The 21,545-nt window shown below is 44.5% G+C and carries 17 protein-coding genes; 6 read left to right on the top strand and 11 right to left on the bottom strand.

Translation table 11 applies throughout. From position 1 onward, the window contains the following. Positions 1-50: 50 nt before the first annotated feature. The 7 genes from ACWPOD_RS04195 to ACWPOD_RS04225 all read right to left on the bottom strand — a co-directional run bounded on the left by ACWPOD_RS04195 (position 51) and on the right by ACWPOD_RS04225 (position 8,672). The gene (locus ACWPOD_RS04195) at positions 51-1,415 is read right to left on the bottom strand and encodes a CmpA/NrtA family ABC transporter substrate-binding protein (RefSeq protein ID WP_124007997.1); all 1,365 of its coding nucleotides are present in this window, start codon (positions 1,413-1,415) and stop codon (positions 51-53) included. A 265-nt stretch (positions 1,416-1,680) separates the two neighbouring features. Then, entirely contained in the window at positions 1,681-2,262 is a 582-nt protein-coding gene (locus ACWPOD_RS04200; protein ID WP_164665686.1) for an ANTAR domain-containing response regulator, read from the bottom strand. A 73-nt stretch (positions 2,263-2,335) separates the two neighbouring features. Next, positions 2,336-3,253 carry a dienelactone hydrolase family protein gene (locus tag ACWPOD_RS04205; protein WP_167427567.1) on the bottom strand — a complete coding sequence of 306 codons (918 nt, stop codon included), beginning with the start codon at positions 3,251-3,253 and terminating at the stop codon, positions 2,336-2,338. Between the two features lie 170 nt (positions 3,254-3,423). Further along, positions 3,424-4,377 carry a glycosyl transferase family protein gene (locus tag ACWPOD_RS04210; protein WP_161443086.1) on the bottom strand — a complete coding sequence of 318 codons (954 nt, stop codon included), beginning with the start codon at positions 4,375-4,377 and terminating at the stop codon, positions 3,424-3,426. Beyond that, the gene (gene cobA / locus ACWPOD_RS04215; RefSeq protein ID WP_167427568.1) at positions 4,374-5,279 is read right to left on the bottom strand and encodes a uroporphyrinogen-III C-methyltransferase; all 906 of its coding nucleotides are present in this window, start codon (positions 5,277-5,279) and stop codon (positions 4,374-4,376) included. The genes ACWPOD_RS04210 and cobA overlap by 4 nt, the downstream gene beginning before the upstream one ends. A gap of 20 nt (positions 5,280-5,299) precedes the next feature. Next, entirely contained in the window at positions 5,300-7,945 is a 2,646-nt protein-coding gene (locus tag ACWPOD_RS04220; RefSeq protein ID WP_456231582.1) for a molybdopterin-dependent oxidoreductase, read from the bottom strand. Between the two features lie 292 nt (positions 7,946-8,237). Then, positions 8,238-8,672, bottom strand: a complete 435-nt coding sequence (locus ACWPOD_RS04225; RefSeq protein WP_005395641.1) for a GNAT family N-acetyltransferase — start codon at positions 8,670-8,672, stop codon at positions 8,238-8,240. Positions 8,673-9,053: 381 nt separating this feature from the next. Between ACWPOD_RS04225 and ACWPOD_RS04230 the strand changes: the two genes are divergently transcribed. From ACWPOD_RS04230 to ACWPOD_RS04250, 5 genes are all read left to right on the top strand, one after another. Continuing rightward, positions 9,054-10,310 (top strand): aromatic amino acid transport family protein, encoded by a 1,257-nt coding sequence (locus tag ACWPOD_RS04230; protein WP_167427570.1) that lies wholly within the window; start codon positions 9,054-9,056, stop codon positions 10,308-10,310. Positions 10,311-10,926: 616 nt separating this feature from the next. Then, positions 10,927-12,840, top strand: coding sequence for a tetratricopeptide repeat-containing diguanylate cyclase (locus ACWPOD_RS04235; RefSeq protein WP_084742268.1), 1,914 nt, complete (start codon positions 10,927-10,929; stop codon positions 12,838-12,840). A 7-nt stretch (positions 12,841-12,847) separates the two neighbouring features. Further along, positions 12,848-13,189 carry a hypothetical protein gene (locus ACWPOD_RS04240; RefSeq protein WP_012842508.1) on the top strand — a complete coding sequence of 114 codons (342 nt, stop codon included), beginning with the start codon at positions 12,848-12,850 and terminating at the stop codon, positions 13,187-13,189. 249 nt (positions 13,190-13,438) lie between these two features. Further along, entirely contained in the window at positions 13,439-15,217 is a 1,779-nt protein-coding gene (locus ACWPOD_RS04245) for a S8 family peptidase (protein ID WP_167427571.1), read from the top strand. Positions 15,218-15,229: 12 nt separating this feature from the next. Continuing rightward, entirely contained in the window at positions 15,230-15,685 is a 456-nt protein-coding gene (locus ACWPOD_RS04250) for a hypothetical protein (RefSeq protein ID WP_012842506.1), read from the top strand. 147 nt (positions 15,686-15,832) lie between these two features. On the opposite strand, the gene ACWPOD_RS04255 is transcribed toward ACWPOD_RS04250, so the two are convergent. The 3 genes from ACWPOD_RS04255 to ACWPOD_RS04265 all read right to left on the bottom strand — a co-directional run bounded on the left by ACWPOD_RS04255 (position 15,833) and on the right by ACWPOD_RS04265 (position 18,732). Then, positions 15,833-16,762, bottom strand: a complete 930-nt coding sequence (locus ACWPOD_RS04255) for an SRPBCC family protein (protein WP_167427572.1) — start codon at positions 16,760-16,762, stop codon at positions 15,833-15,835. 88 nt (positions 16,763-16,850) lie between these two features. Beyond that, positions 16,851-18,092, bottom strand: coding sequence for a sensor histidine kinase (locus ACWPOD_RS04260; RefSeq protein ID WP_109169044.1), 1,242 nt, complete (start codon positions 18,090-18,092; stop codon positions 16,851-16,853). After that, positions 18,064-18,732 (bottom strand): response regulator transcription factor, encoded by a 669-nt coding sequence (locus ACWPOD_RS04265; protein ID WP_005395631.1) that lies wholly within the window; start codon positions 18,730-18,732, stop codon positions 18,064-18,066. Before ACWPOD_RS04265 ends, ACWPOD_RS04260 begins: the two co-directional genes overlap by 29 nt. A 101-nt stretch (positions 18,733-18,833) precedes the next feature. Between ACWPOD_RS04265 and ACWPOD_RS04270 the strand changes: the two genes are divergently transcribed. Beyond that, a complete protein-coding gene (locus ACWPOD_RS04270) occupies positions 18,834-20,033 on the top strand; it encodes a DUF5666 domain-containing protein (RefSeq protein WP_167427573.1) in 1,200 nt (399 codons plus the stop codon). 157 nt (positions 20,034-20,190) lie between these two features. On the opposite strand, the gene ACWPOD_RS04275 is transcribed toward ACWPOD_RS04270, so the two are convergent. Further along, positions 20,191-21,240, bottom strand: a complete 1,050-nt coding sequence (locus ACWPOD_RS04275) for a hypothetical protein (RefSeq protein ID WP_047009268.1) — start codon at positions 21,238-21,240, stop codon at positions 20,191-20,193. Positions 21,241-21,545: the final 305 nt, after the last annotated feature.

The raw sequence follows: 21,545 nt of genomic DNA on the forward strand, positions 1-21,545 counted from the left end.
TCCTTGTTGCCACAAGCGAATCTCCTCGCCTGTGGCGTTTATCGTTATGGTTAAACCTTGTCTTTTCCTTTAAGCCCGATAGAGAACTTCTCTAGATATTTATTTGGCTCGCGACCGTCATAAACGATGTTGTCGATAAAGTGTGTTTGTGGCGCACGGAAACCATCTTCAGCACTGAAATCTGGGAAGTCTTTTTTGCTCAACACACCATCTTCAATTAGCGCTTGAGCCGCTTGTTGGTAGATATCTGGACGGTAAACCTCTTTTGCCACATCCATGTACCAATCATCGGATTTCTCGCTTGAGATCTGTCCCCAGCGACGCATTTGGGTCAGGTACCAAATCGCATCGCTGTAATACGGATAAGTGGCGTTATGACGGAAGAACACGTTGAAGTCTGGCACGTCGCGTTTATCACCTTTCTCGTATTCAAATGTGCCGGTCATTGAGTTAGCGATAACTTCGGCATCGGCTCCCACATACTCGCTTTTTGATAGCATCTTCACTGCTTCTTGGCGGTTGGCATTGTCGTTTTCATCCAACCAATGTGCAGCTCGAATCAAGGCTTTCACTACGCGAATGTGCGTGTTTGGATACTTCTCAGCCCAAGCTTTGGAAACACCAAATACTTTCTCTGGGTTGTTCTTCCAGATTTCGTAGTCGGTCACGACGGGCGTACCAATGCCTTTGAATACGGCTTGTTGGTTCCATGGTTCGCCTACGCAGTACCCTTTGATCGTGCCCGCTTCCATTGTCGCTGGCATTTGTGGTGGCGGTGTAACACTCAAAAGAACGTCAGCATCCAACTGGCCACTGTTGTCACCGGATTCTGGAGCATAAAAGCCTGGATGAATCCCACCTGCCGCTAACCAGTATCGCAACTCATAGTTGTGCGTCGATACAGGGAACACCATACCCATGTTGAACGGTTTACCTTTATCCAGATAGCTGTCCACAACTGGTTTTAAGGCATCCGCTTTGATTGGGTGAACAGGTTTGCCATCTGGTTGTTTTGGAATGTATTGCTTCATCTGCTCCCAAGTATCCTTGGAAACCGTGATTGCGTTGCCGTTCAAATCCATACTGAACGCGGTAATCACTTCCGCTTTTGTGCCGACACCAATCGTTGCGCCCAATGGCTGACCAGCAAGCATGTGCGCACCAGCAAGCTCACCATCGATAACTCGGTCTAAAAGCACCTTCCAGTTTGCTTGCGCCTCTAAAGTTACATACAAGCCTTCGTCTTCAAAAAAGCCTTTCTCATAAGCAACCGCCAGCGGTGCCATATCGGTTAACTTAATAAAACCAAACTTCAGGTCTTCAATTTCTGGCTCACCCAACTCTGCCTTTACGCTGACCGCGGTGAATACCGATAACGAAATTGCTGACACTTTCAGCATCGAACTCCATTTCATTGGTTTGCTCCCATAAAAAAAGCGCCACTACTCCGAAGAGCAGTAGCGCCGTTGCTAAGTCTACAATTACCGCCGTTGATAATTGAGATAAGCGATTCAACAATAAACCCGTTTTAACTAATCCAAGTACTGTGCCAACTTATTTTCTACTTTAAATACAGCACATTAGAGCCTACCCTCGTAACCAAGCAACTGTTTTTGCTTGCTGTTAGTGCAACACGCACCACGGTAGAATTTCTGCCATAACCCCAAAGTAGTAGAGAAGTTAATCCATTAACTGCAATGCCGTAATCAGATTCTTCGCCACTTGTGAGAGCGTTTGGCTCGATTGCATGGCTGAATTTCTAAGCGCTTTATAAGCCTGATCTTCATCAACACTGTGCATCTTCATCAGCAGACCTTTGGCTTTTTCCACCAGCTTGCGCTCTTCAATCTTATGGGTCAGCGATTCAATTTCCGATTGCATACTTTCAAATTTCGCTCTCACTAATGTCGCATGTTCAATCCAGGGTTGAAGTGCAAACTCGCTATCGTTCGGCATGAGAACATAGTCCATTTTTTCTGATAACCGATTGATGTCATTCGATGATAACTGCTTTAAGACGATAAGAAGTGGTGCCGATTTTCTGCGGCAGAAATCCACAATTAAACGCAGTTCCGCCGTCGGCTGCTGCCATCCAACAACAACGCGTGCCGATGGTTCTCGCTGCATCAAAGTTTCTAGCTGTGCCAATTGGCAGCCAACGATGTTGTCGTAATCTTTGCTCAACAAGCCGGACAGTCGAGCCTGCTCTTGAAGGCTATCACAGCACACTATGATGGGTGTTTTTGACGTTGATCGAGTCATGCACATTCCTTGTTTATATCTCACTCACTAAGAGAGACATAACAAGGACTGTGCCAATTAAAGTTGAAGCATTTTAACTAGAGGTAAGATGTTCTTTGAAGAAGCCTAGTGTGCGTTCCCACGCGAGCGCCGCTTCTTCTGGTGCGTAGCGTGCCGTTGAGTCGTTGTGGAAGCCATGATTGACGTTTTCATACATTAACGCCTGATATTGCGCATCGTTCGCGATTAATTGCTGCTCATAGGCAGGCCATGTGTCGTTGACGCGCTTATCGAGCCCTGCGAAGTGAATCATCAACGGCCCTTTGACCTGCTTTTGAATCTCTTGCGCCGCTGGTGTTCCGTAGAAAGGCACACCTGCATCCAGCTCTTCTGGCATTACCGCTGCAAGCATATTGACGATGTATCCACCGAAGCAGAACCCAACTGCGCCCAATTTACCGTTCCCACCCTCGTAGTGTTTAATGAAATTAGCAGCAGCAATAAAATCTTGTTCGATCTTGGCTCTGTCCATCTCTTTCTGCATGGCGCGACCTTCATCGTCGTTCCCCGGATAGCCACCGAGTGGATAAAGCGCGTCAGGAGCAAAAGCAATAAAGCCATCTTTCGCGAGTCGCCTGGCGACATCTTTGATGTATGGGTTTAGACCTCGATTTTCATGAATCACCAACACTGTCGGCGATTTTAAGGTCTTCTTTTGTGGCACAACCAAATAGCCGCTACCTTCCCCATGTCCATTGGGCGAGGCAAAGGTTTCATAGGTTGCTTTGATCTCAGGATCATTAAAGGAAACTTGCTCTGCGAGTGCATAGTTTGGAGTCAGAGCATCAACCAGGGCCGTCATACTAAAACCTAAAACAGCGAGGCCACCAAGACGGTTGAGAAACTCTCGGCGAGAGATTTTGCCATGTGCGTATTCGTCATACCAATCGAAAGCTTCTTGTGGAATGGGATGTGACGCCTTGTTGTTAGAATTTGAGTGCTTTAGAACCATTATCCTTGTCCTCATTTCTTATCGAAAAGTAAACTCATCAGGCCTCACTGATGTTTGCCCCAACCAGCTGTGAGACACTTCAAGTGATAAATACATCACTGACAAGCTTACACAAACAATAGATAAAGGATTCCGATCCAACAACGTTTCGCGGTTAGCTCGTCACAGGATTAACTGCCACAACAATAGTTTTCCCAATAAGCAAACGCACGTTCAAAGGCCCGTTCCCTATCGTGCACTTGAGCAAAGAGCACAACTGTCATCGTTGCCAAAACCGTATTCGCCATTTGATTCATGTCATCTTCTGACGTCCCAAACGGACAGTTCGTAGGCATTGGCACCTCAGACAGCATTTGCTCCGTCCAGTAGTGCGATGTCACGCCGCTTGTTTGGCTTAGCCAAACAGTTTGACTTACTTTCGGGTTGTATTCTGACTCACCCGATTGTCCTTTGAATGACACAACGGCGTGAGCGGTTTGACCGATTTCATATTCAACTTCAGCATGAAGTTGTTGGAATCCAGGATGGAAGCTACCACGAATACCAACCGTCGCCTGCCCCGGATTCAATGCACGAACCACGGTATTAATCGGCGTTCTAAGCCCATAACGATTCTTCCAACCGATCATGGTTTCTGCTTGTGGAGCAAACGCACTCAGCGGTAGATAAACGATGTTTTGTGTTTCTAACACACGCTTTGCGTCTTCTGCTGATTCCGCTTTCTCGATAGCAAACTTGTCGAGGTAATCTTCGGCGTGTAAACGTCCAGATTGACGGTCGTGATAACCATGCATCAGCACTTTATGACCATTATCGGCAAGGATCTTCGCTGCCAACAGGTGCCAAGGCTGACCTGCCGCTTCACGTTTGCCTGCGTAACATGGCCAGTCGATGTCTGCCCCAATAGCAGGCATGCGGGATTGGAATGCTTTCACAAAGCCAGCGATTTCTTGTTGAGTCTCGTTTTGTACGCGGATCAGCATCAGCAGCATTGCCATTTGATCATCATCGCACTCTCCGTTTAGGTATTCATCCATAACTCGAAACGCTTGGTCAAAGTTCAGTGGTTTTCTACCACGTTCGCCACGACCGACTGTTCTGATACACTCCAAAATGCTGCTCATATTCCCTCGTATTCCGTCACTGACTGTACGGTTTCTATTAGTTGTTCGCGCAGTTTGACAACTTCTCCCATCACAATCAATGCTGGGCTGATGCCTTTAAGTGTAATCGATAACTCATTGAGCTGATTGAGTTGGGTAACATGAACTTGTTGCTGAGGGCTGCAACCATGAGTGACGACCGCAACAGGGAAATCTTGGTTCAAACCAGCGCCGACTAAACCGATTTGTATGTCTGCCGATTTTTCTAATCCCATGTAGAACACCAATGTTTGTCCGCTTTGCATCAGTTGGCTCCACGCTTCAAATGCGCCTGTTACCACTTGCCCTGTGACAAAGGTAACGCTGCGAGCAACGCCACGATGAGTCAGCGGAATCAAGCTGTTTGCTGAACATCCAATCGCAGCAGTAATACCGGGGATGACTTCGTAAGCGATAGAGTGCTTGACGAGCGCTAACGCCTCTTCGCCTCCACGACCAAATACAAAAGGATCTCCCCCTTTTAAGCGCACAACTCGCTTTCCTTGCTGAGCGAGCAACACCATCAAATCACAGATTTCCTCCTGACCAATACTAGGTTGTCCGCATCGTTTGCCCACGTAAATCCAATCGGCTTGTGGCGAAGTCAACTCCAAAATATCTTTGTTAACCAGACGGTCGTACAACAGTACCTCTGCCGACATAATCGCTTTCACTGCCTTCACAGTTAACAAGTCTGGATCGTGCGGTCCTGCTCCGACAATCGAGACAAAACCTTTGTGGTTCGCATCTAGATCTGCGGAGTGATTTTCTAAAAGTTGGTTCAGTTTGCTTGCTTGGTCATGCTTAGAAAAGCGAGACGAGCGTTCTTGATTCTGACTCGCTTGTCCTTTCTTAAACCAAGACTTTTGATAAGGCGCTTCCATGTGCTTATCCTCTTTATGATTTACTTTATTTGCATCGCCAGACTTTGCTGGCTCGCTTGCTGTTTGCCCTTTTGATGCTGATGGCTGTCGACCATTTGTTTGATTTGAGAGACGCATGAGCCACAGTTGGTACCGCATTTGAGTTTGTTTTGAAGTTGGGTCAGTGAAGTGCAGTCTTGTTTCTCCATCGCGTCATGTATTTGTTTATCGGTGACACGGAAACAACTACAGACCAGTTTGGCACTGCTTTGCGATTGAGTGATGGTAAGCAGTTGCGATAGCTCCATCGGCTTACCAATCAAGCCGGTAAAGTTGGTGTAGTCGGTTTGAATCGGTTCACTAGACACCACCAAAACAGAACGAATGATACGAACGTCTCCAACAAGGTCGTAATCCACCGCTAGCCAACCTAGGGCAATATCTATCGTAATCCTGCGACTCTTTTCCGTTCGACAAAAACTCTGCTTTTTTGGTCGTTTATCGTGTGCAAAGCGCCAGATGCCCAAATTACTTTCTGCTTGAAATGCGCTGTAGAGAAACTTGCCAGAATCAAACTGTGTACCGATAAACATACCGTAGGTTTTTACCGCCGCGTCTTGCACTTCAACATAAGACGACTTAAACGCAGGCTGCCCAGAAATAGGGTCTTTTACGCTGTTTACTATCACGTTAACACTGCTTTCACCTCCATATCGACCAGCCCAGTGCATTGACATAAACAGCTCCTGAAACCCCAAACCTTCATCAATGGCAACTTTGGCATAAATACCAGTGTTTGAAGTAGGCTGGAACAGCTTGATGAGCTGTCCGGCTTTTAAGCGATTTTGAGTGGCGGAGAGTGTGTTCATGTACACGGTTGGCTCTAACTCAGAGGCGGCAAGGTGTGCGATATGCCCTGTACGCGTCATGGTATGCCATTGGTCGCGTTGTCTACCCGTATTGAGCCACCAGCCTTTTGCTCTCTCTAAGCGTTGAGGCAATTCACTGGTCACGACAAAACGCGCTTTACCATCTGGGTGTGAATAGATTCCATCAGCAAAAGGGCGCTCTCCTCCCCATTGTGTCGGCACCCACTCTTCGTATTCTTGCTCGGTTAAGTTCGCGTGTTGAGACAGGTCGAGCTTCAATGGCGAATCTGCATTCATACCTGTCATCGCCGCATATTCCCTGAATACCGCATGTTCTGAGGTAAATGCAAAACCATTCTGGGCCTTCTCTAGTTCACACAAAGCTTGCCCGACTTGGCTTATCGCCCACCAATCTGGTTTTGCTTCACCAGGTGGTACTTGAAACTGACGTTGACGAGACATTCTACGTTCAGAGTTAGTCACCATCCCTTGCTTTTCACCCCAACCAGCTGCTGGCAGTAGAACATCTGCATATTTAGCAACGTCCGACTCCGCAGTAATATCAGACACAATCACAAAAGGACAAGCCTCTAACGCGCGCTTAACCATCTGATTATCAGGCAAAGAAACCACGGGATTGGTTGCCATGATCCACAGAACTTTAATCTCCCCACGTTCTACCGCCTCAAACAGTTCAACGGCTTTTAAACCGGGCTGAGTGGCAATTTCTGGTGAATCCCAAAACGCCTGCACTTGCTTGATAGAATCTGCGTCAAAAGCGCGATGAACCGCTAGTTGGTTTGCCAAACCACCGACTTCTCGCCCACCCATCGCATTCGGCTGACCTGTAATAGAAAACGGCCCACAACCTGACTTGGCAATTTTACCTGACGCCAAATGTGCATTAATAATGGCATTGCCTTTATCAACACCATTTTCGGCTTGGTTAACCCCTTGGCAAAACAGCGTGATTGCGCTTGGGCTTTGTGCAAACCATTGGAAGAATGTCGTGAGTTTTTCTTCTGAAATACCAATGGAAGACGTTAAATTAGTGACATCGTAACGCAAATCAGAAACTTCTTCTGCAAGCGCATCAAACCCGTCGGTATGGGAATTTATGTATTCAGAATCAATACATTGCTGCTCGATAAGAAACTTGATCAGCCCATTAAAAAGTGACACATCACCATCGTTTTTAATCGGTAAATGCAAATCCGCTTGTTGTGCTGTGACCGTTTCACGAGGGTCAATGACCACCAGTTTGAGATTAGGGTTGTTCTCTCTCGCTTGTTGAATACGTCGAAATAAAACAGGATGCGTCCAAGCAGTATTCGCACCGCAGATGACTAACAACTCGGTATTATCAATGTCGTCGTAATTAACAGGAACCACATCTTCGCCAAATGCTCGTACATGAGCCGCAACCGCCGAAGACATACACAAACGGGAATTGGTATCGATGTTCGCGCTACCCACGTAACCTTTCATGAGTTTGTTCGCGACGTAGTAATCTTCAGTAAGCAACTGCCCTGAAACATACATCGCGACAGAATCTGGTCCAAACTCCGCTTTCGCTTGATGGATCTCTTGTGCAATTAAGTCTGTGACCGACTGCCATGACACTTCTTTTTCCCTTAGCTTGGGGTAGAGCAACCTTGAAGGCATTTTTAAGCTTTCTGCTAATGCGACACCCTTTACACACAGTGAACCGGAATTGGCCGGATGAAGCGCATCTCCAATAATCTTGTTATTGCTGATTTCAATTCCGCAGCCTACTCCGCAATACGGACAAGTTGTCTTTCTACACCCTTGTGACATAACGCCTCCTGCGCGACTAATCCTAAATTACAGGCAAAAAAAAGCCTCTCCCGAATCGAGAGAGGCAGCAATGCCTTTAACGCTGTTAGTACATTTTCAAAAGTAATACCCTATCCCGCTCTCGCCTACTATAGAGAGCGGCGCATCGAGTTAACGATGAACATTTATCTCAAAGCAAACGAGGTGCCAAGATTGAAAATCTTTAATTTACAAAACGTTAGAATGTAAACAACTATTGCAAAGTAATACCGCGCACTGATTGAGTGCAAGTTTCGTTCATTATCGTGCAGGGTTACTTTACTAATTCCATGACCAATCTAGACTCTTCGTCACCGAAATAATGCGCTTCTTCTTTTAAGACTTTGAAGCCAAGGGACAGGTACAAAGACAATGCAGGCTGATTATTCGGATCGACCGTCAACTTCACACTTGAGCCCAACTTCAACGGCGCGATGGCACTTTCAATCAGAGAACGCGCAATACCCTTACCACGATGTTGAGTATCGACAGCCAGTGACATGATCCAATATTGCTGTGCATTTGTGCTTGTCGTCAGCAAAATATACCCTGCGACTTGCTCCCCCTCTTTCGCCACTAGTAAGCTTTCCCCCCAACAATCAAAAGCTTGCCGAAAGAAAAATTGAGGATAGGCATGTTCTCCAAATAAAGTATTTTCAAGCGTATACACAGCCAATAAGTCGTCTTTATGTGCAGACAGAATGTCCATTCAATAATTCCTCCTTTAACATTTGTGGCGGCAGTATATACCTAAAACTCATCTAAATGCAGGACTCATAGACCTGACACTTGCTAACTCTCCAATATGCACCATGGGACATTAAGTAAGAGCAAGCTTCTTTAGCATATACATCCATGATTAAGTTTTAACCACAAAATCAAAAACCACCCATTAGTAAAAATTTGAAATATAACACCAATTTATTACTTAAATTTTAGATTAAAATTCTAGTTTTTAAAAAAATTCATAGTTTGATAAGTTACAACCACCCCTTATATTCAGCATGATTCACCACACTTCCGATGTGATAACAAACACCAAAACCTATACCATTCTCCGCATTATTATTTTTATAAAAGCGAGTTTTAAGTGAAAGAATCTCGAAATGCGTTAAATTCCAGTGAATTAAACACAACAACATCTTGGTCAAAACACGATACACATTGGGTCCTTAGTCTGTTTGGAACAGCCGTTGGTGCAGGCATTCTATTTCTGCCGATCAACCTTGGTATTGGCGGGTTTTGGCCGTTAGTCGCAATGGCTGTGCTTGCTTTCCCAATGACTTATCTTGCCCACCGTGGTTTAGCTCGCTTTGTACTGTCTTCTAAGATCAAAAATGCAGACTTTACTGATGTAGTGGAAGAGCACTTTGGCGCAAAAGCGGGTCGCTCTATTTCACTGCTGTATTTTCTTTCGATCTTCCCGATCCTGTTAATTTACGGCGTCGGTATTACCAATACCGTAGACAGTTTTATGGTTAACCAAGCTGATATGGCTTCTTTGCCTCGCCCTCTGCTTTCAGGTGCACTAGTGTTTGCATTAATTGCCATTATGATGGCGGGCGAAAAAGTCATGCTACGGGCTTTTGCCATTATGGTTTACCCATTAGTGGCTATTCTTGCCTTTCTTTCATTTTACTTGATACCAAACTGGACCATGCCAGTCATGGACGCCCCTGAAGCGTCTGCTTTTGCTAGCACTATGTGGTTAGCGGTTCCTGTGGTTATTTTCTCGTTTAGTCACGCGGCTGCGATTTCAAGCTTTGCAAATGTGCAACGTCGCCATTATGGCGATCAAGCGGATGCGAAATCCGAAGTAATTCTTCGACGCACTAGCATCATGTTAATTGCGTTTGTGCTTATTTTTGTCTTTTCGTGTGTATTAGCACTGTCACCAGAGCAATTGGCTCAAGCTAAAGAACAAAACGTGTCGGTGCTGTCTTATTTAGCCAATGCAACAGACAACCCATTTATCGCAACGCTTGGTCCTTTGGTGGCTTTTGTTGCTATCACTTCCTCTTTTCTTGGGCACTTTTTAGGTGCACGCGAAAGCTTAAATGGTTTAATTACTAAACACTCTAAACTGTCTGAAAAGCGAGTTGATCGTATCAGCGTTGCAGTACTTTTCTTTTCAATCTGGGCAGCAGCAATCATGAACCCAAGCATTCTTGGTATGATGGAAGCGTTGTCAGGGCCTGTTATCGCGATGATCTTATTTATTATGCCAATGTTAGCGGTATACAAAATCGATGCATTGAAACAATATCGTGGGAATGGCTCAACTTACTTTGTTTTAACTGCGGGCATTGTAGCGGTAAGTGCATTGGTTTTTAGCTTCTTCAGCTAAAAAGTAGTTATTAGGTTGGATTTTCAGGGGAATACCTTATACGAGATTAAGGTGATTCCCTGAATTTTCTTACTTTTAAGCGGGTAACCATCGTTACCATTGACTCTTAGATAAGAGCAAAAACGCCCGCAATCATAAGTACTGAAGCGATACAAGTGCGGCCAATAATACCGAAGTGTGAAGGTTGAATCATTTCATTATGCATAGTTAATCTCCTGTTTATTATAAAAGCCATTTTTTATTGGCTTAATAACACTATGTCTAATATCGAGTTTTTTAACAACCCATACAAACATTAAATATTTATGACAGAAAGATAATTTTTTAGCGAACCAGCCATCTTTCGAGATGCGAATCGCACCGACTAAATGATGAAATTTACACCACTAACAATGTTCGACACACTAGATTCGTCGCACTGTTTATCTTGTCGTTAAATCAATCTTTCCACTTTTGAACAGATTTATCATTATAAATCATAATATTAGCCTCACCTTTCGCAAAACTTTCTTCACAAGCCGTTTGTAACTCGGAATCCATCCGCACTTAGCCAATAAGAAGTGATAGACTTACCTAGTATTAGGGTTAAACGAGATCACATTTTATTAATAAGCTCATGCACTTTCCGATTAAAACGCTAACTTGCGCGCTGTTCTCAGTACTTGGATTCTTCTTCCATCCAACCCATGTACTTGCCAACACAGAAAAACAGAGCTACCTGGAAGAACACATTTCTCCTCAAAGCAGCTCCATGCTCAATCTCTATTTTCGTTCAATGGGTAAGCCGCGCTCAATTGAAGAAGATGAATTAGTTGCGCCACAGAATGCGTCAGCGGAATCTCTTGCCCTTTATTACTTTGCGCGCCTTTACCTAAAGCGCTACGAAGGCGTTCCGCTGCCCAAAGATATGCCTGATTTAATTGAGTTTGGGACAGAGCATCATTTACCATGGGTAGTCGCTGAAGCACAGCTTAATAAAGCGGTAACCATGATTGAACTAGACGATAATTGGAATGCAGAACTTGTACTCCATGACATCATCGCTGAAGCCCGCGATCTCGGCTACTTAGCGCTAGAAGGAAGAGCATATCGCTGGCTAGGGAACTTAGAGGTTTCACGGAATCAACTACGTAGCGGACTCAAGTATTACCGAACCGCCTATGAGTTGTTAGAGAGAACCGTATTTGAAATGCAAGTTGCCATGACGCTGAATAACATCGGTACCGTCTATATCGATGCATCCGATTGGGCTCGCGCCAGTAGCTACCTTACGCAAGCACTCGATACCTATTTAAACAGCAAATATCAATATGACAACAGCCTTTTCATTGGGGTTATCTACGCAAACTTAAGTATTGTTCACTTAAGCAGTGGAGATAGCGAAAAGGCAGAATACTATTTTAATGAAGCAATCCGACTCTCAATGCAAACGGGGTCAGACGTCATCAAACACTATTCATTATCCAGCTTCTCACAAATGTTAAGTTCGATAGGGAAAATTGATGAAGCGTTGATGGTTGCACAACGTTGCGTAGCTCTCCCTATCACGGGAAACGTAGAGGCGAAGAAAATGCCTTGTTATGAAGCATATGCAGAAGCATACCTCGCAGATGAACAATACGATAAAGCTATTTCGACAGCTATCAACGTACTTGAGCAAACTAAATCAACCGATGAGCTAGAAATACGACAGCGCATTGATATGCTGTCGGTCCTAGTAAACGCGAATCAAACCCTTAATAATTTTGAAGCGGCTTTTCGTTACTTAACTCAATTAAGAGAGCTAGAAGCTGAATTTTCTCATCATATTCACGGCGAAGAGATGATTAACATTAAGTTTGACCTCGAAGCTAAGTTAGCTCAGAAAGAACTCAAGCTACTAGAAACGAAAAATGCGTTGCAAGCCTCAGAGCTGCGCTCACAACGCTATAGAGAAATGTTCTACTTTATCGCTATCGCAGCGATTGGTGTCGTTGGCTTTCGTTACGTACTGCGCGTTAGGCGTATTAATAAGGCACTCACTCAAGAAAATACTACCGATCCATTAACTCAATTGCACAACCGTCGCTACCTTCCCATTTGGCTGGATAAAATGGCTCGTAGAAGCCCAGATAGAACGTTTGCCTTAGCCGTATTAGATATCGATCATTTTAAAACGTTTAACGATGAATATGGGCATGATATTGGCGACAAGATGTTAATTCATATTGCCAGGTTATTTAATGAATCGACTCGCTCTGGGGACCTACTCATCCGTTGGGGTGGAGAGGAGTTTGTCTTATTATTTGAAGTAAACAGAACTGAAGATTGCGCTAAATTCTTGGATCGATTGAGATATATCGTGGAAAACACGCCACTAGTGGTTGACTCTAAGTCATTAAACGCGACAATTTCTCTCGGGGCTGTCGACAGACTGTCCGTAAAAACTATTCAACAAGAATGGGATCAATGGTTTTTCTTCGCAGATCAAGCTTTGTATGACGCAAAGCAAGCAGGAAGAAATCGCTTCGTTATTCACCCGACGTCATAAGAGCAAAATGAAAAAAATCCTAACCATCGCTATTTTTGCGCCTGCACTTCTCACTGCGTGTAGTAACCATCAAGCCTCTCAACTGGGAATGCGCAGCAGCAGTGTTAACGTATATGCCCAACAAATGAGTAACACTCAGTTGTGCGAGACCCTCTACTACAACCGTGCAACCAACCAAACCAAAGTTGCGATTGGCGCTGAGTTTAACCGACGTGGTTTAAACAAGAAGTGGTGTGATAGTGAGTTCAATAAGCTATACATCAAAAAGTGGATTGATAACGTGTTACCCAAAGAAAAGGCCAAACCGAAGAAACCAATGGCGACAATTCAACCCGCTTCAACTAAATAATCCTTCCTCTCAAAGCAGACAGTACGACCGTATTTTCTGCTTTTCACTTTTCATGCGTGCGCTATTCGACATTAAAAAACCCTATAATTTCAGTGAATTAACACTGACTCATGTTGTTCGTCGAACTTTTGATGTAAACAAGTTGTAAATGGTTTTCGTCCTTATTCTTTGTCGTTAGCTTTGTTTATTCCTGTTAGAGGAATATGAAACAGGAGCTAAAAAATTCCAAACAAAGACATGAGGTCAAAAATGGAAATACGCATTAACCGCCTATTTGCTGCTATGTTGGCAGTAGGCATTGCACCTGCCGTCTCGGCGTTTGATCCACTCTATTCTGAACAATGGCACTTAGACAACACAGGGCAAACTGCTTTTGCAGCTAACCCAGCTGTTGCTGGGAACGACCTAAACACCAAGCTCACTCAAGCAATGGGTATTGCGGGTATCGGTGTAAAAGTCGCGGTCATTGATTCTGGAGTGCAGATCGATCACCCAGATCTTGCAGGTAATATAGTTACAGGTAGCAGAAACTTCGTCGAAGACTCTTCTTTCCCATTAAGTTATCCGGTTGATACCAATGGTCACGGCACTGCTGTAGCCGGTTTGATCAGCGCAGTCGGCAACAATGGTGAAGGTGGACGCGGTGTTGCTTCTCACTCTTCTCTTATTGGTTTTAACTGGTTAGCCAACCAGACATTAGAAGGCTGGCTAATCTCTCACGGCATGGACCCAGCCACACGCGATGTTCGTGTATTTAACCAAAGCTATGGTTTCAGCCCGATCAACCCAATAACTTTTGATGAAAGCGATCCTCAACTTAAACTTGAAATGGACGTGATAAAAAATGTCAGTGAGAGTAACTCATGGGGACGCGGTGCTGTATTTGTTAAGTCGGCCGGCAATGGTTATCGCTATTTCAATGCGGGAAGATTCTTCGTATTACCAAGTAACTTCTTTGCTGGTGGAGACAACCAAGGCTTGCCGATGCACAACTCCAATCAGTCTTATGACAACGCCAACTATTTTAATTTAATCACCAGTGCACTACGTGCGGATGGCACGCGAGCGAGTTACTCATCGGTGGGATCTAACGTATGGGTTGCCGCACCAGCAGGTGAATATGGGCAAGACTTCCCTGCCATGGTCACCACCGATTTGATGGGTTGTGAAGAAGGGCAAAATACCAGCGACGGACTTGGTATCAATGGCTTACACGGCGGAACGGAGCTAGACCCGAACTGTAACTATACCAGTACAATGAACGGAACCTCGTCTGCTGCGCCAAACACGTCCGGTGCCATCGCGGCAATCATGTCCACGAATCATGCACTTTCTGCTCGTGATGTACGTGCTTTACTAGCGGAAACAGCAAAAGTAACGGATAAAACGCATCCAGGCGTACGACTTGAATTTACTAACCACAAAGGTGAACAGGTTATCTACGAGGCCATTTCTCCTTGGCAGAAAAACGCTGCAGGCGTAGATTTCCATACTTTTTATGGCTTCGGAGCTGTCGATTTGGATGAAGCAATGCAACGTGCTCGCATGACGAATCGTGTTTTACCGCCTCAAGTTATTACGCCTTGGGTTAACAATACTAAAGAAGTAAGTGTACCCGATGCGAGTTTGGCTGGCGGTTCATCAAGTATCGCCATTGCCGATGATCTGAAGGTAGAATCCGTTCAAGTGAAATTGACATTAGACCACTCTCGCCTGCCCGACTTAGCTATCGAGCTCGTTTCGCCATCAGGGACTCGTTCCGTTTTGCAAACACCACGTAATGGTCTTGTTGGTCAATCTCTTGACCCAACGATTACTGGCTACAAAGACCAACTAATGTTGTCTAACCAGTTCTATGGCGAAGATGCAAAAGGCGAATGGACATTACGAGCAATCGATACGAATGGCGACGAAGTCTTTTCTTACGTTGCATATTTTAACTCTTCAACCATCTATGACGTTCCGATGGCAAACAACGCTCAGCCAGGTGTTATTAAGAACTGGTCGATGCGCATCTTTGGACACTAAGGAGTCAATTACATGAAATACATATCATTTTCTATGCTGGCTCTTTCTATGATGACGGCTAGCGCATACGCTGAGCAACAACTCTCTCAACAACCCGCACCTGAACTGTTCGTGCCTTCAGAAGCGGTTGAGATTAATGGCCAAGATTATCGCAAGGTGCAAACGGGTACAGCTAGGAGCCTATCCGAAGAAGTAAAGCTTCAAGCCGGTGATGAAGTGTTTAAGAATGCATTTAGCAATGTATCCAAGGCCACTGGACTGGTTTACATCACGGTAAACAACCCTAACGAAGCGAAAGCGGTCGCCAAAGAGCTAAAGCTGGAAGTTGTCTTCGCAGAGGGAGAATCTGCGGTGTTAAAAGCATCTCAAGATCAAGATCTACTGAGCATTAGCGACTATCTAAACGCAGACAGCCGGGTAAAAGCGTCTAAAATTGAACTAAACAGCGGTAAGTACCGTGCACAATAATTCTCTAGCAAGAGAAGTTGGCTGATAAAACCATGCCTCAGCGATTGCTGAGGCATTTTTATAGATGGGTATAGAGACCCTCTTTTTCTTTTGTAGATTACTACGGAACTAGCATGATATTTAGGGGAGCGTGTCCGGCAACGCCTGTCATTTCTTAAATAAAATAACTTCGGTTCTTAGTTTATCCTGCGTGGTTTCTTGCGGGTTATCTAAGTAGCGCTCAATCCCTAATGGACTGGTTTTGGCTTTCATACCACTCTGGCGAACCAAGTTCATCGCTAAAGCCCATGCATTTCCCAAAAACTGATATTCCCCACGGTGCTCGACGACAAATGTTTCACTCTCAGGTATGGTACCAGTAACCGCCCCCTCTGGCGCACTTACCGCGTTATCAAGTGGTAAGCAAGTGATAAACTCAAACATACCTTTCTGCATATCCATCGACTGGTAATAACAAAATAACTCGCCGTTCACAGATAAGCCCTTGTCATCAACTATCTGCTTTAACTTGTGAACTTGTTCTTCTATTACCGGACCTAATTCTGGAATGCTGGCCTCGCCTTTTATTCCGATGTAATGAACCTGAGGCTGGGTTCGATTACCAATTTCAACCAAGTCTGAGAGCACTTGTCCGGTTTCAAGTTTGCTTTTGAGCATGCGTAGCCCACGTTGATAATCCATCTCTATCATCGACTTAAACATACTTTTCAAAAAGAACAGATACCAAGGAACGCGTGATTGCATTTGCCATTCGACTAAACAACCATCTTGTGACGGCGTCACAATTAGAGTTACCTTTCCGTGACTCTTGATTGGGCGAAAGAAATGAAGCTCCATATCTAACCGATGTTCTTGAGTGCTTTCCAATACAATGGCACCAGTCCCAATACGCTGACCATTCCATTGGTAACCAGCTCCAACGTGACCTTGATTATCGCTGAATGTCAGCTCGCAGCTTGGTTCAAGAATGATCCAAGGTGACCAATCAGGCCAGTTATTAAAATCCTTGAGATAGCCAATAATCTCGCTTTGATTCTTATTAATTTCAATACTTCTGCTGACCTGATAAGAAAGCATAACGGTTCCTCAAGTTTCCGCGTCACTAACTTCAGTCTAATTCAAATTCCAGTTTTTTCTTGTTTGACTGTGGGTTAGACGCACAAAGCTAGGAACGGAATTCCACTTTCGCACTAAATCGAACACCATCATCGTCCAGTATTAACGCCCATCCCATCCGTTCACATATGCGTTGTACGATAACAAGCCCACAACCGTAGCCGGCGTTGTACGTCTCGTTACCATCGTGACGATTCAGGATCTTAAGAGCATGACCATCCAACTCAATCTCAATATCTCCCACACTATAGCTAAAGGCGTTTTTAATCAGATTGTTGATAACAATGGTCACAAAACTCTCTGGTGCATTCACGACACCACTATGTTGTTCGTGCAAAGAATAATTCGAATCTTGCTTTGCAAATAAAGGAGCCAGCTCTTCCAGTTGTTTTTGTAGACAAGTAAGAAGCTGATGCTCTCCGTAATGCTGAGGCTCTATTTTCTCTTTACCGAGCAAGAGAAACGCTTCTGTCAGTACGCGCATGTCTTCACAAGCTGACTGCATTCTCGCGATGGCTTTTTGCGCGACTCGAGGTTGTTCTGGAATACGCGTTAGAATGTCTGTTGAGCCTTTGATCACCATGATTGGCGTTCTCAACTCATGCGATGCAAAACGACTAAATTCTTGTTCTCGTTTGAAATAGCCCGCGATATCGTTTTTATTATCCAGCAAAGTTTGCTCTATCTGGCGTGTCTCGCTGAACTTTGTTTCAACTTGGAAAGCGGGTTGATCCGGTGACATTTGGCTGATTTTGTCTTCGATTTGCGCTAGTGGTCGAGACAATATTCGCACCATATAAATGCCATACCCGACCATAACAAATGAAAATAAGCCACCGAGCAGTAGCGTAAACTGATGCAGCGAGCTTTCGTATTCGTCGAGGTAATCATCGGAGTCATCTTGAAACACAATGTACATAAGCCCCTTCCCTGAGGGGTGTTTCAATACGACAAAGTGTTTGTCTTCTTCACCAAGCAGATATTCGTAAAAACCGGGCGAAGTAAAAGAGAGCAACCAATCCGGTGTCGGTGCTTCACTCCAATATGAGTTGAACTCCAATACGTTTGGCAATGGCGCATCCCAGCCCTGTTTCTCGAAATTCTCACTATAAAGCGCAGCTTCAGTATCAAGCCAGTGATGTAAACTCAGCACTTCAAGTTTGTTTTCTGCCACATAAATCAGCGACCAAAAAAGAGTAAACATCACAAGCGTCATCACCCCAAAACCCCAACGGATCTTGCGATAAATACTTGGATATTCGTTATGCTTTAAGTCGGTAACCTTGTCCATGAATAGTCTCTAATCGTGATTCTTCAAAACCTTTGTCTAACGCGGTTCTTAAACCATAAATATGGCTACGAAGTGCATCACTTCCGGGTGGTTCGTCTCCCCACACACTATCGATCACTTCTGTGCGCGAAACCGATGCTGGAGCACGTTGGAGAAGTAACTTTAAAATCTTGGTTTGAATTCGGCTCAGCTTAATTTCTTTGTCTTTTCTCGTCACTTTGCCTGTGCGTGCATCTAAACAAATGTCCGCAAACTTGAGCGTGCCAATATCTTGCCTTGGACCGCGATTAGCCAAAGCATGAACACGCAAACTAAGCTCTTCCATCGCAAATGGCTTCATTAAATAGTCATCGCCTCCCGCTTTAAATGCCGCGATTTTGTCATCTAACGTATCTTTTGCGGTTAGGAAGAGGATTGGCGTTCCACAGAGCTGATCTTGTCGAAGTTTCTGTACCGTACTAATGCCATCGAGCTTAGGCATCATGATATCCATGATGATTACATCGTAATGATTATCCTCGATTAGCTTCAGTGCGGCCTCACCATGATACGCACAATCGATAATCATGCCTTCAAGCTCAAGATAGTCCGCAATCGTCTCCGAGACATTGTGGTTGTCATCTACAATTAAAATTTTCATAAAAATCACATTTCTTCACGATCTCTTCACGATCTCTTCACGATATGCCCAATAAGATACAGGCAATTTCCTAAACTAGCTCGTAAATTGAGGTTAATACAATGAAAAAACTCGCTCTTATTTCTGTAGTAGGTTTGGCATTGTCTGGTTGTGGTGGTTCAGGTGGTGGCAGCAATAGCGATAGCACACCAACTCAACCAGTAGTGAAACCAAGTGTAGCGATTGGCTCTGTTGAAGCGGTCAACGCTGAAGAAAACACGTTAACCGTCAATGGATATACATACCATGTGTCTGGGGTGGTTTATAGCGATACATCAATGCAATTGGCCGATGTAGAACCCAAAATGATGGTTCAAGTAGGAACAGATGTTCGTAAAGCGTCTGACGATGGCTTCTTAGTAACACTTGAGCCAACCATTACCGGACGTGTTACAGCAATTGATTATGTGAAGAAAACATTTACGGTAAACGGCGTAGATCTGCAGTTTGACGGTTTAAGTGATGATATAGAGATCAACGACTGGGTGATGGTGTCATCCTTGCCGACTGCTGATGCAGGTTATCGAGTGTTGTCTGTGGTCGAGATCGACGTAGATAACGATTACCCAGCCCTTGGAAGCTACTACGAACTGGAAGGTCGCATTACAAGTATCGATGAAAATGCTGGCACGTTTGAGCTTGGTACAAATATAACCGTATCTTACGACAACATTAGCCAACTTAGCATCGGCCAATGGGTGGAAGTAGAAGGTGAAATGCAAAACGGCGTCTTCATGGCAAATGAGGTAGAAGTTGAAGGCTACGACGTCATAAGCAATGACAGCGATGTGGAAGGCATCGTGACTTGGGTTGCAAATGATTACAGTGAGTTTTCATTAAACTACCGAGGTGCATTCTTCATCGATAACGCAACACGATTTGAAGATGGCAGCAAAGCGAACCTAAAACAAGGTCAAGAAGTGGAAGTAACGTCTGTCATGAAAAATGGCAAACGCATCGCTACCGTTATTGAGTTTGAGCAACCAGACTTTGACGATAACAACCAATGGCAAGGTAAAGAATTTGAATGTGAAGGATACGTATCAAACTACGATGCTGAAGCAAGAACATTTGACATCGAGCGTTGCGAAAACGACGCAGATCAATTGCTAAACAACACTACCGTTGTGATTGATGTACAAACACGCTTCCAAGGCATCGAAGAACTTAACCTAAATGGTGCTCGTGTCGAAGTCGATGGTGTAATCATCAACGACCAAAATATTGCCCGTGAAGTGGAGTTGGACGTTTACGACAACTGATACCTTCTACGCTAAAGAAAAAGTGTCACTTCGGTGGCACTTTTTTGTTTTTCTATTTTAAATCCTCTCTCTTCTTTTGGCTCACTTTAGTAGCGAAACCTTACAGTAAAAAAAGAGCGCCGATTGACGCTCTTTTCGATCTCTAATTGATAACCAATTATGCGGCCTCTGTCTGACCTATCCAATGATAATGGTGGTTGGCTTTTTTACCCACTAAACCGAGCTCTGCCAATTCCTCAAACACCTTGTCTACCTCTTCCGCAGATAGCCTAAATTGTTTTGCAACGGCTTTTTTAGTGCACGTAATTTGATGCGTTTTAAGTGCATCGCTCACTTGCTCTAACAAAGTTTTCGGTTCTTTTGGCTCTTCAGGCTCCGGCGTTACTGGTATTTCTTGCTCTTCTTCCTCTTTGATATGAGGAAGATACCCCGCTGGCTCTGGATCGATATCGCGAACCGTTTTCAGTATCATGCCCTCATTTCGGCGATAGAAATGTCTGAACCGTTGCTCTTCACCAATCAGGCCGACAAAAAATGCAGCAAAGAAATCCAACAGAATCGAAAGAAATACAACCAAGCCAAGCTGAGCTTGCTGAGAGGTGGTACCAAATGCGTTGGCCAGGCTATCAATCAAACCAATAACTGAGCCTTGCGTGACCGGTGGCAAACTATCACGTTCCATAGCCAAGCGTTGCTGCTCTTCGCGTAAGGTTTTGTTTTGCTCCTGAATGCGAGTTACACCAGTCGCGATACGCTCCATCTCGATGTATTTCTGCGCTGCCATATTGTTGAGCTCAATCTGTTTATCGATTGCCGCAATTTGGCGATTAAACGCTTCCACTTTCGCCTGCTCTACCGAAATATGGCTTTGTGCGCTGTTTGTTGCACTGTTAATGCCACCAATACTACCGCCAATGGAGATCGCAGCTAAGACTAAATAAAACACGAGAGCGGTTGCCGCCCCTGTATAGTTGCGATGGGCTCGGCGCTCACCGTATTCATACCAAGCGTAGAACTTACCCGCTTCAAAAATAATCGCTAAACCACCAAATAAGGTTTGCATCATCGGGTTTTCGTCGATCGACAAAAACAGCAATAGAGAAAAAATAGTCGATGCTAAAATCGCAGCACCAGTGAATGCGTATACACTCACCATGGCAAATCGACCTTTAGGGTATCGATATCCAATCTGTTGTTCGTATTTCATTTGAGAAATTTCTTAAGATTAATCGCCCCTCCGACTAAGTAGGACGGACGTTCTGGCATGTACAAAGGAGCGCAGAATACCGTATCCTTTATTAAATTACTGTCATAATTCCGTTAATGGAAAACAAGTGAAGATTCGGTGTGCACTTTGAATCGATATCAGCCAAATCTAGCACGTAAAAACACCACCACGACACCCACTAACCGAAGCTTCAGTGACATATAAGAGAGATTTATTCAATATCTTCAAAAGCGACTAGGCAAGACAGACAAACTGAATTGGAGGTTATGAATTCCAGCCTAATC

This window comes from Vibrio sp. JZG120 (genome assembly GCF_053890955.1).

Excerpts from the sequence above, each read along its gene's own strand:
- ACWPOD_RS04260 (WP_109169044.1), bottom strand. The coding sequence starts at position 18,092 with ATGGACAAGGTTACCGACTTAAAGCATAACGAATATCCAAGTATTTAT.
- ACWPOD_RS04200 (WP_164665686.1), bottom strand. The coding sequence starts at position 2,262 with ATGACTCGATCAACGTCAAAAACACCCATCATAGTGTGCTGTGATAGC.
- ACWPOD_RS04235 (WP_084742268.1), top strand. The coding sequence starts at position 10,927 with ATGCACTTTCCGATTAAAACGCTAACTTGCGCGCTGTTCTCAGTACTT.
- ACWPOD_RS04220 (WP_456231582.1), bottom strand. The coding sequence starts at position 7,945 with ATGTCACAAGGGTGTAGAAAGACAACTTGTCCGTATTGCGGAGTAGGC.
- ACWPOD_RS04270 (WP_167427573.1), top strand. The coding sequence starts at position 18,834 with ATGAAAAAACTCGCTCTTATTTCTGTAGTAGGTTTGGCATTGTCTGGT.
- ACWPOD_RS04275 (WP_047009268.1), bottom strand. The coding sequence starts at position 21,240 with ATGAAATACGAACAACAGATTGGATATCGATACCCTAAAGGTCGATTT.
- ACWPOD_RS04210 (WP_161443086.1), bottom strand. The coding sequence starts at position 4,377 with ATGAGCAGCATTTTGGAGTGTATCAGAACAGTCGGTCGTGGCGAACGT.
- ACWPOD_RS04205 (WP_167427567.1), bottom strand. The coding sequence starts at position 3,253 with ATGGTTCTAAAGCACTCAAATTCTAACAACAAGGCGTCACATCCCATT.
- ACWPOD_RS04195 (WP_124007997.1), bottom strand. The coding sequence starts at position 1,415 with ATGAAATGGAGTTCGATGCTGAAAGTGTCAGCAATTTCGTTATCGGTA.
- ACWPOD_RS04255 (WP_167427572.1), bottom strand. The coding sequence starts at position 16,762 with ATGCTTTCTTATCAGGTCAGCAGAAGTATTGAAATTAATAAGAATCAA.
- ACWPOD_RS04225 (WP_005395641.1), bottom strand. The coding sequence starts at position 8,672 with ATGGACATTCTGTCTGCACATAAAGACGACTTATTGGCTGTGTATACG.
- ACWPOD_RS04240 (WP_012842508.1), top strand. The coding sequence starts at position 12,848 with ATGAAAAAAATCCTAACCATCGCTATTTTTGCGCCTGCACTTCTCACT.
- ACWPOD_RS04245 (WP_167427571.1), top strand. The coding sequence starts at position 13,439 with ATGGAAATACGCATTAACCGCCTATTTGCTGCTATGTTGGCAGTAGGC.
- ACWPOD_RS04265 (WP_005395631.1), bottom strand. The coding sequence starts at position 18,732 with ATGAAAATTTTAATTGTAGATGACAACCACAATGTCTCGGAGACGATT.
- ACWPOD_RS04250 (WP_012842506.1), top strand. The coding sequence starts at position 15,230 with ATGAAATACATATCATTTTCTATGCTGGCTCTTTCTATGATGACGGCT.
- cobA (WP_167427568.1), bottom strand. The coding sequence starts at position 5,279 with ATGGAAGCGCCTTATCAAAAGTCTTGGTTTAAGAAAGGACAAGCGAGT.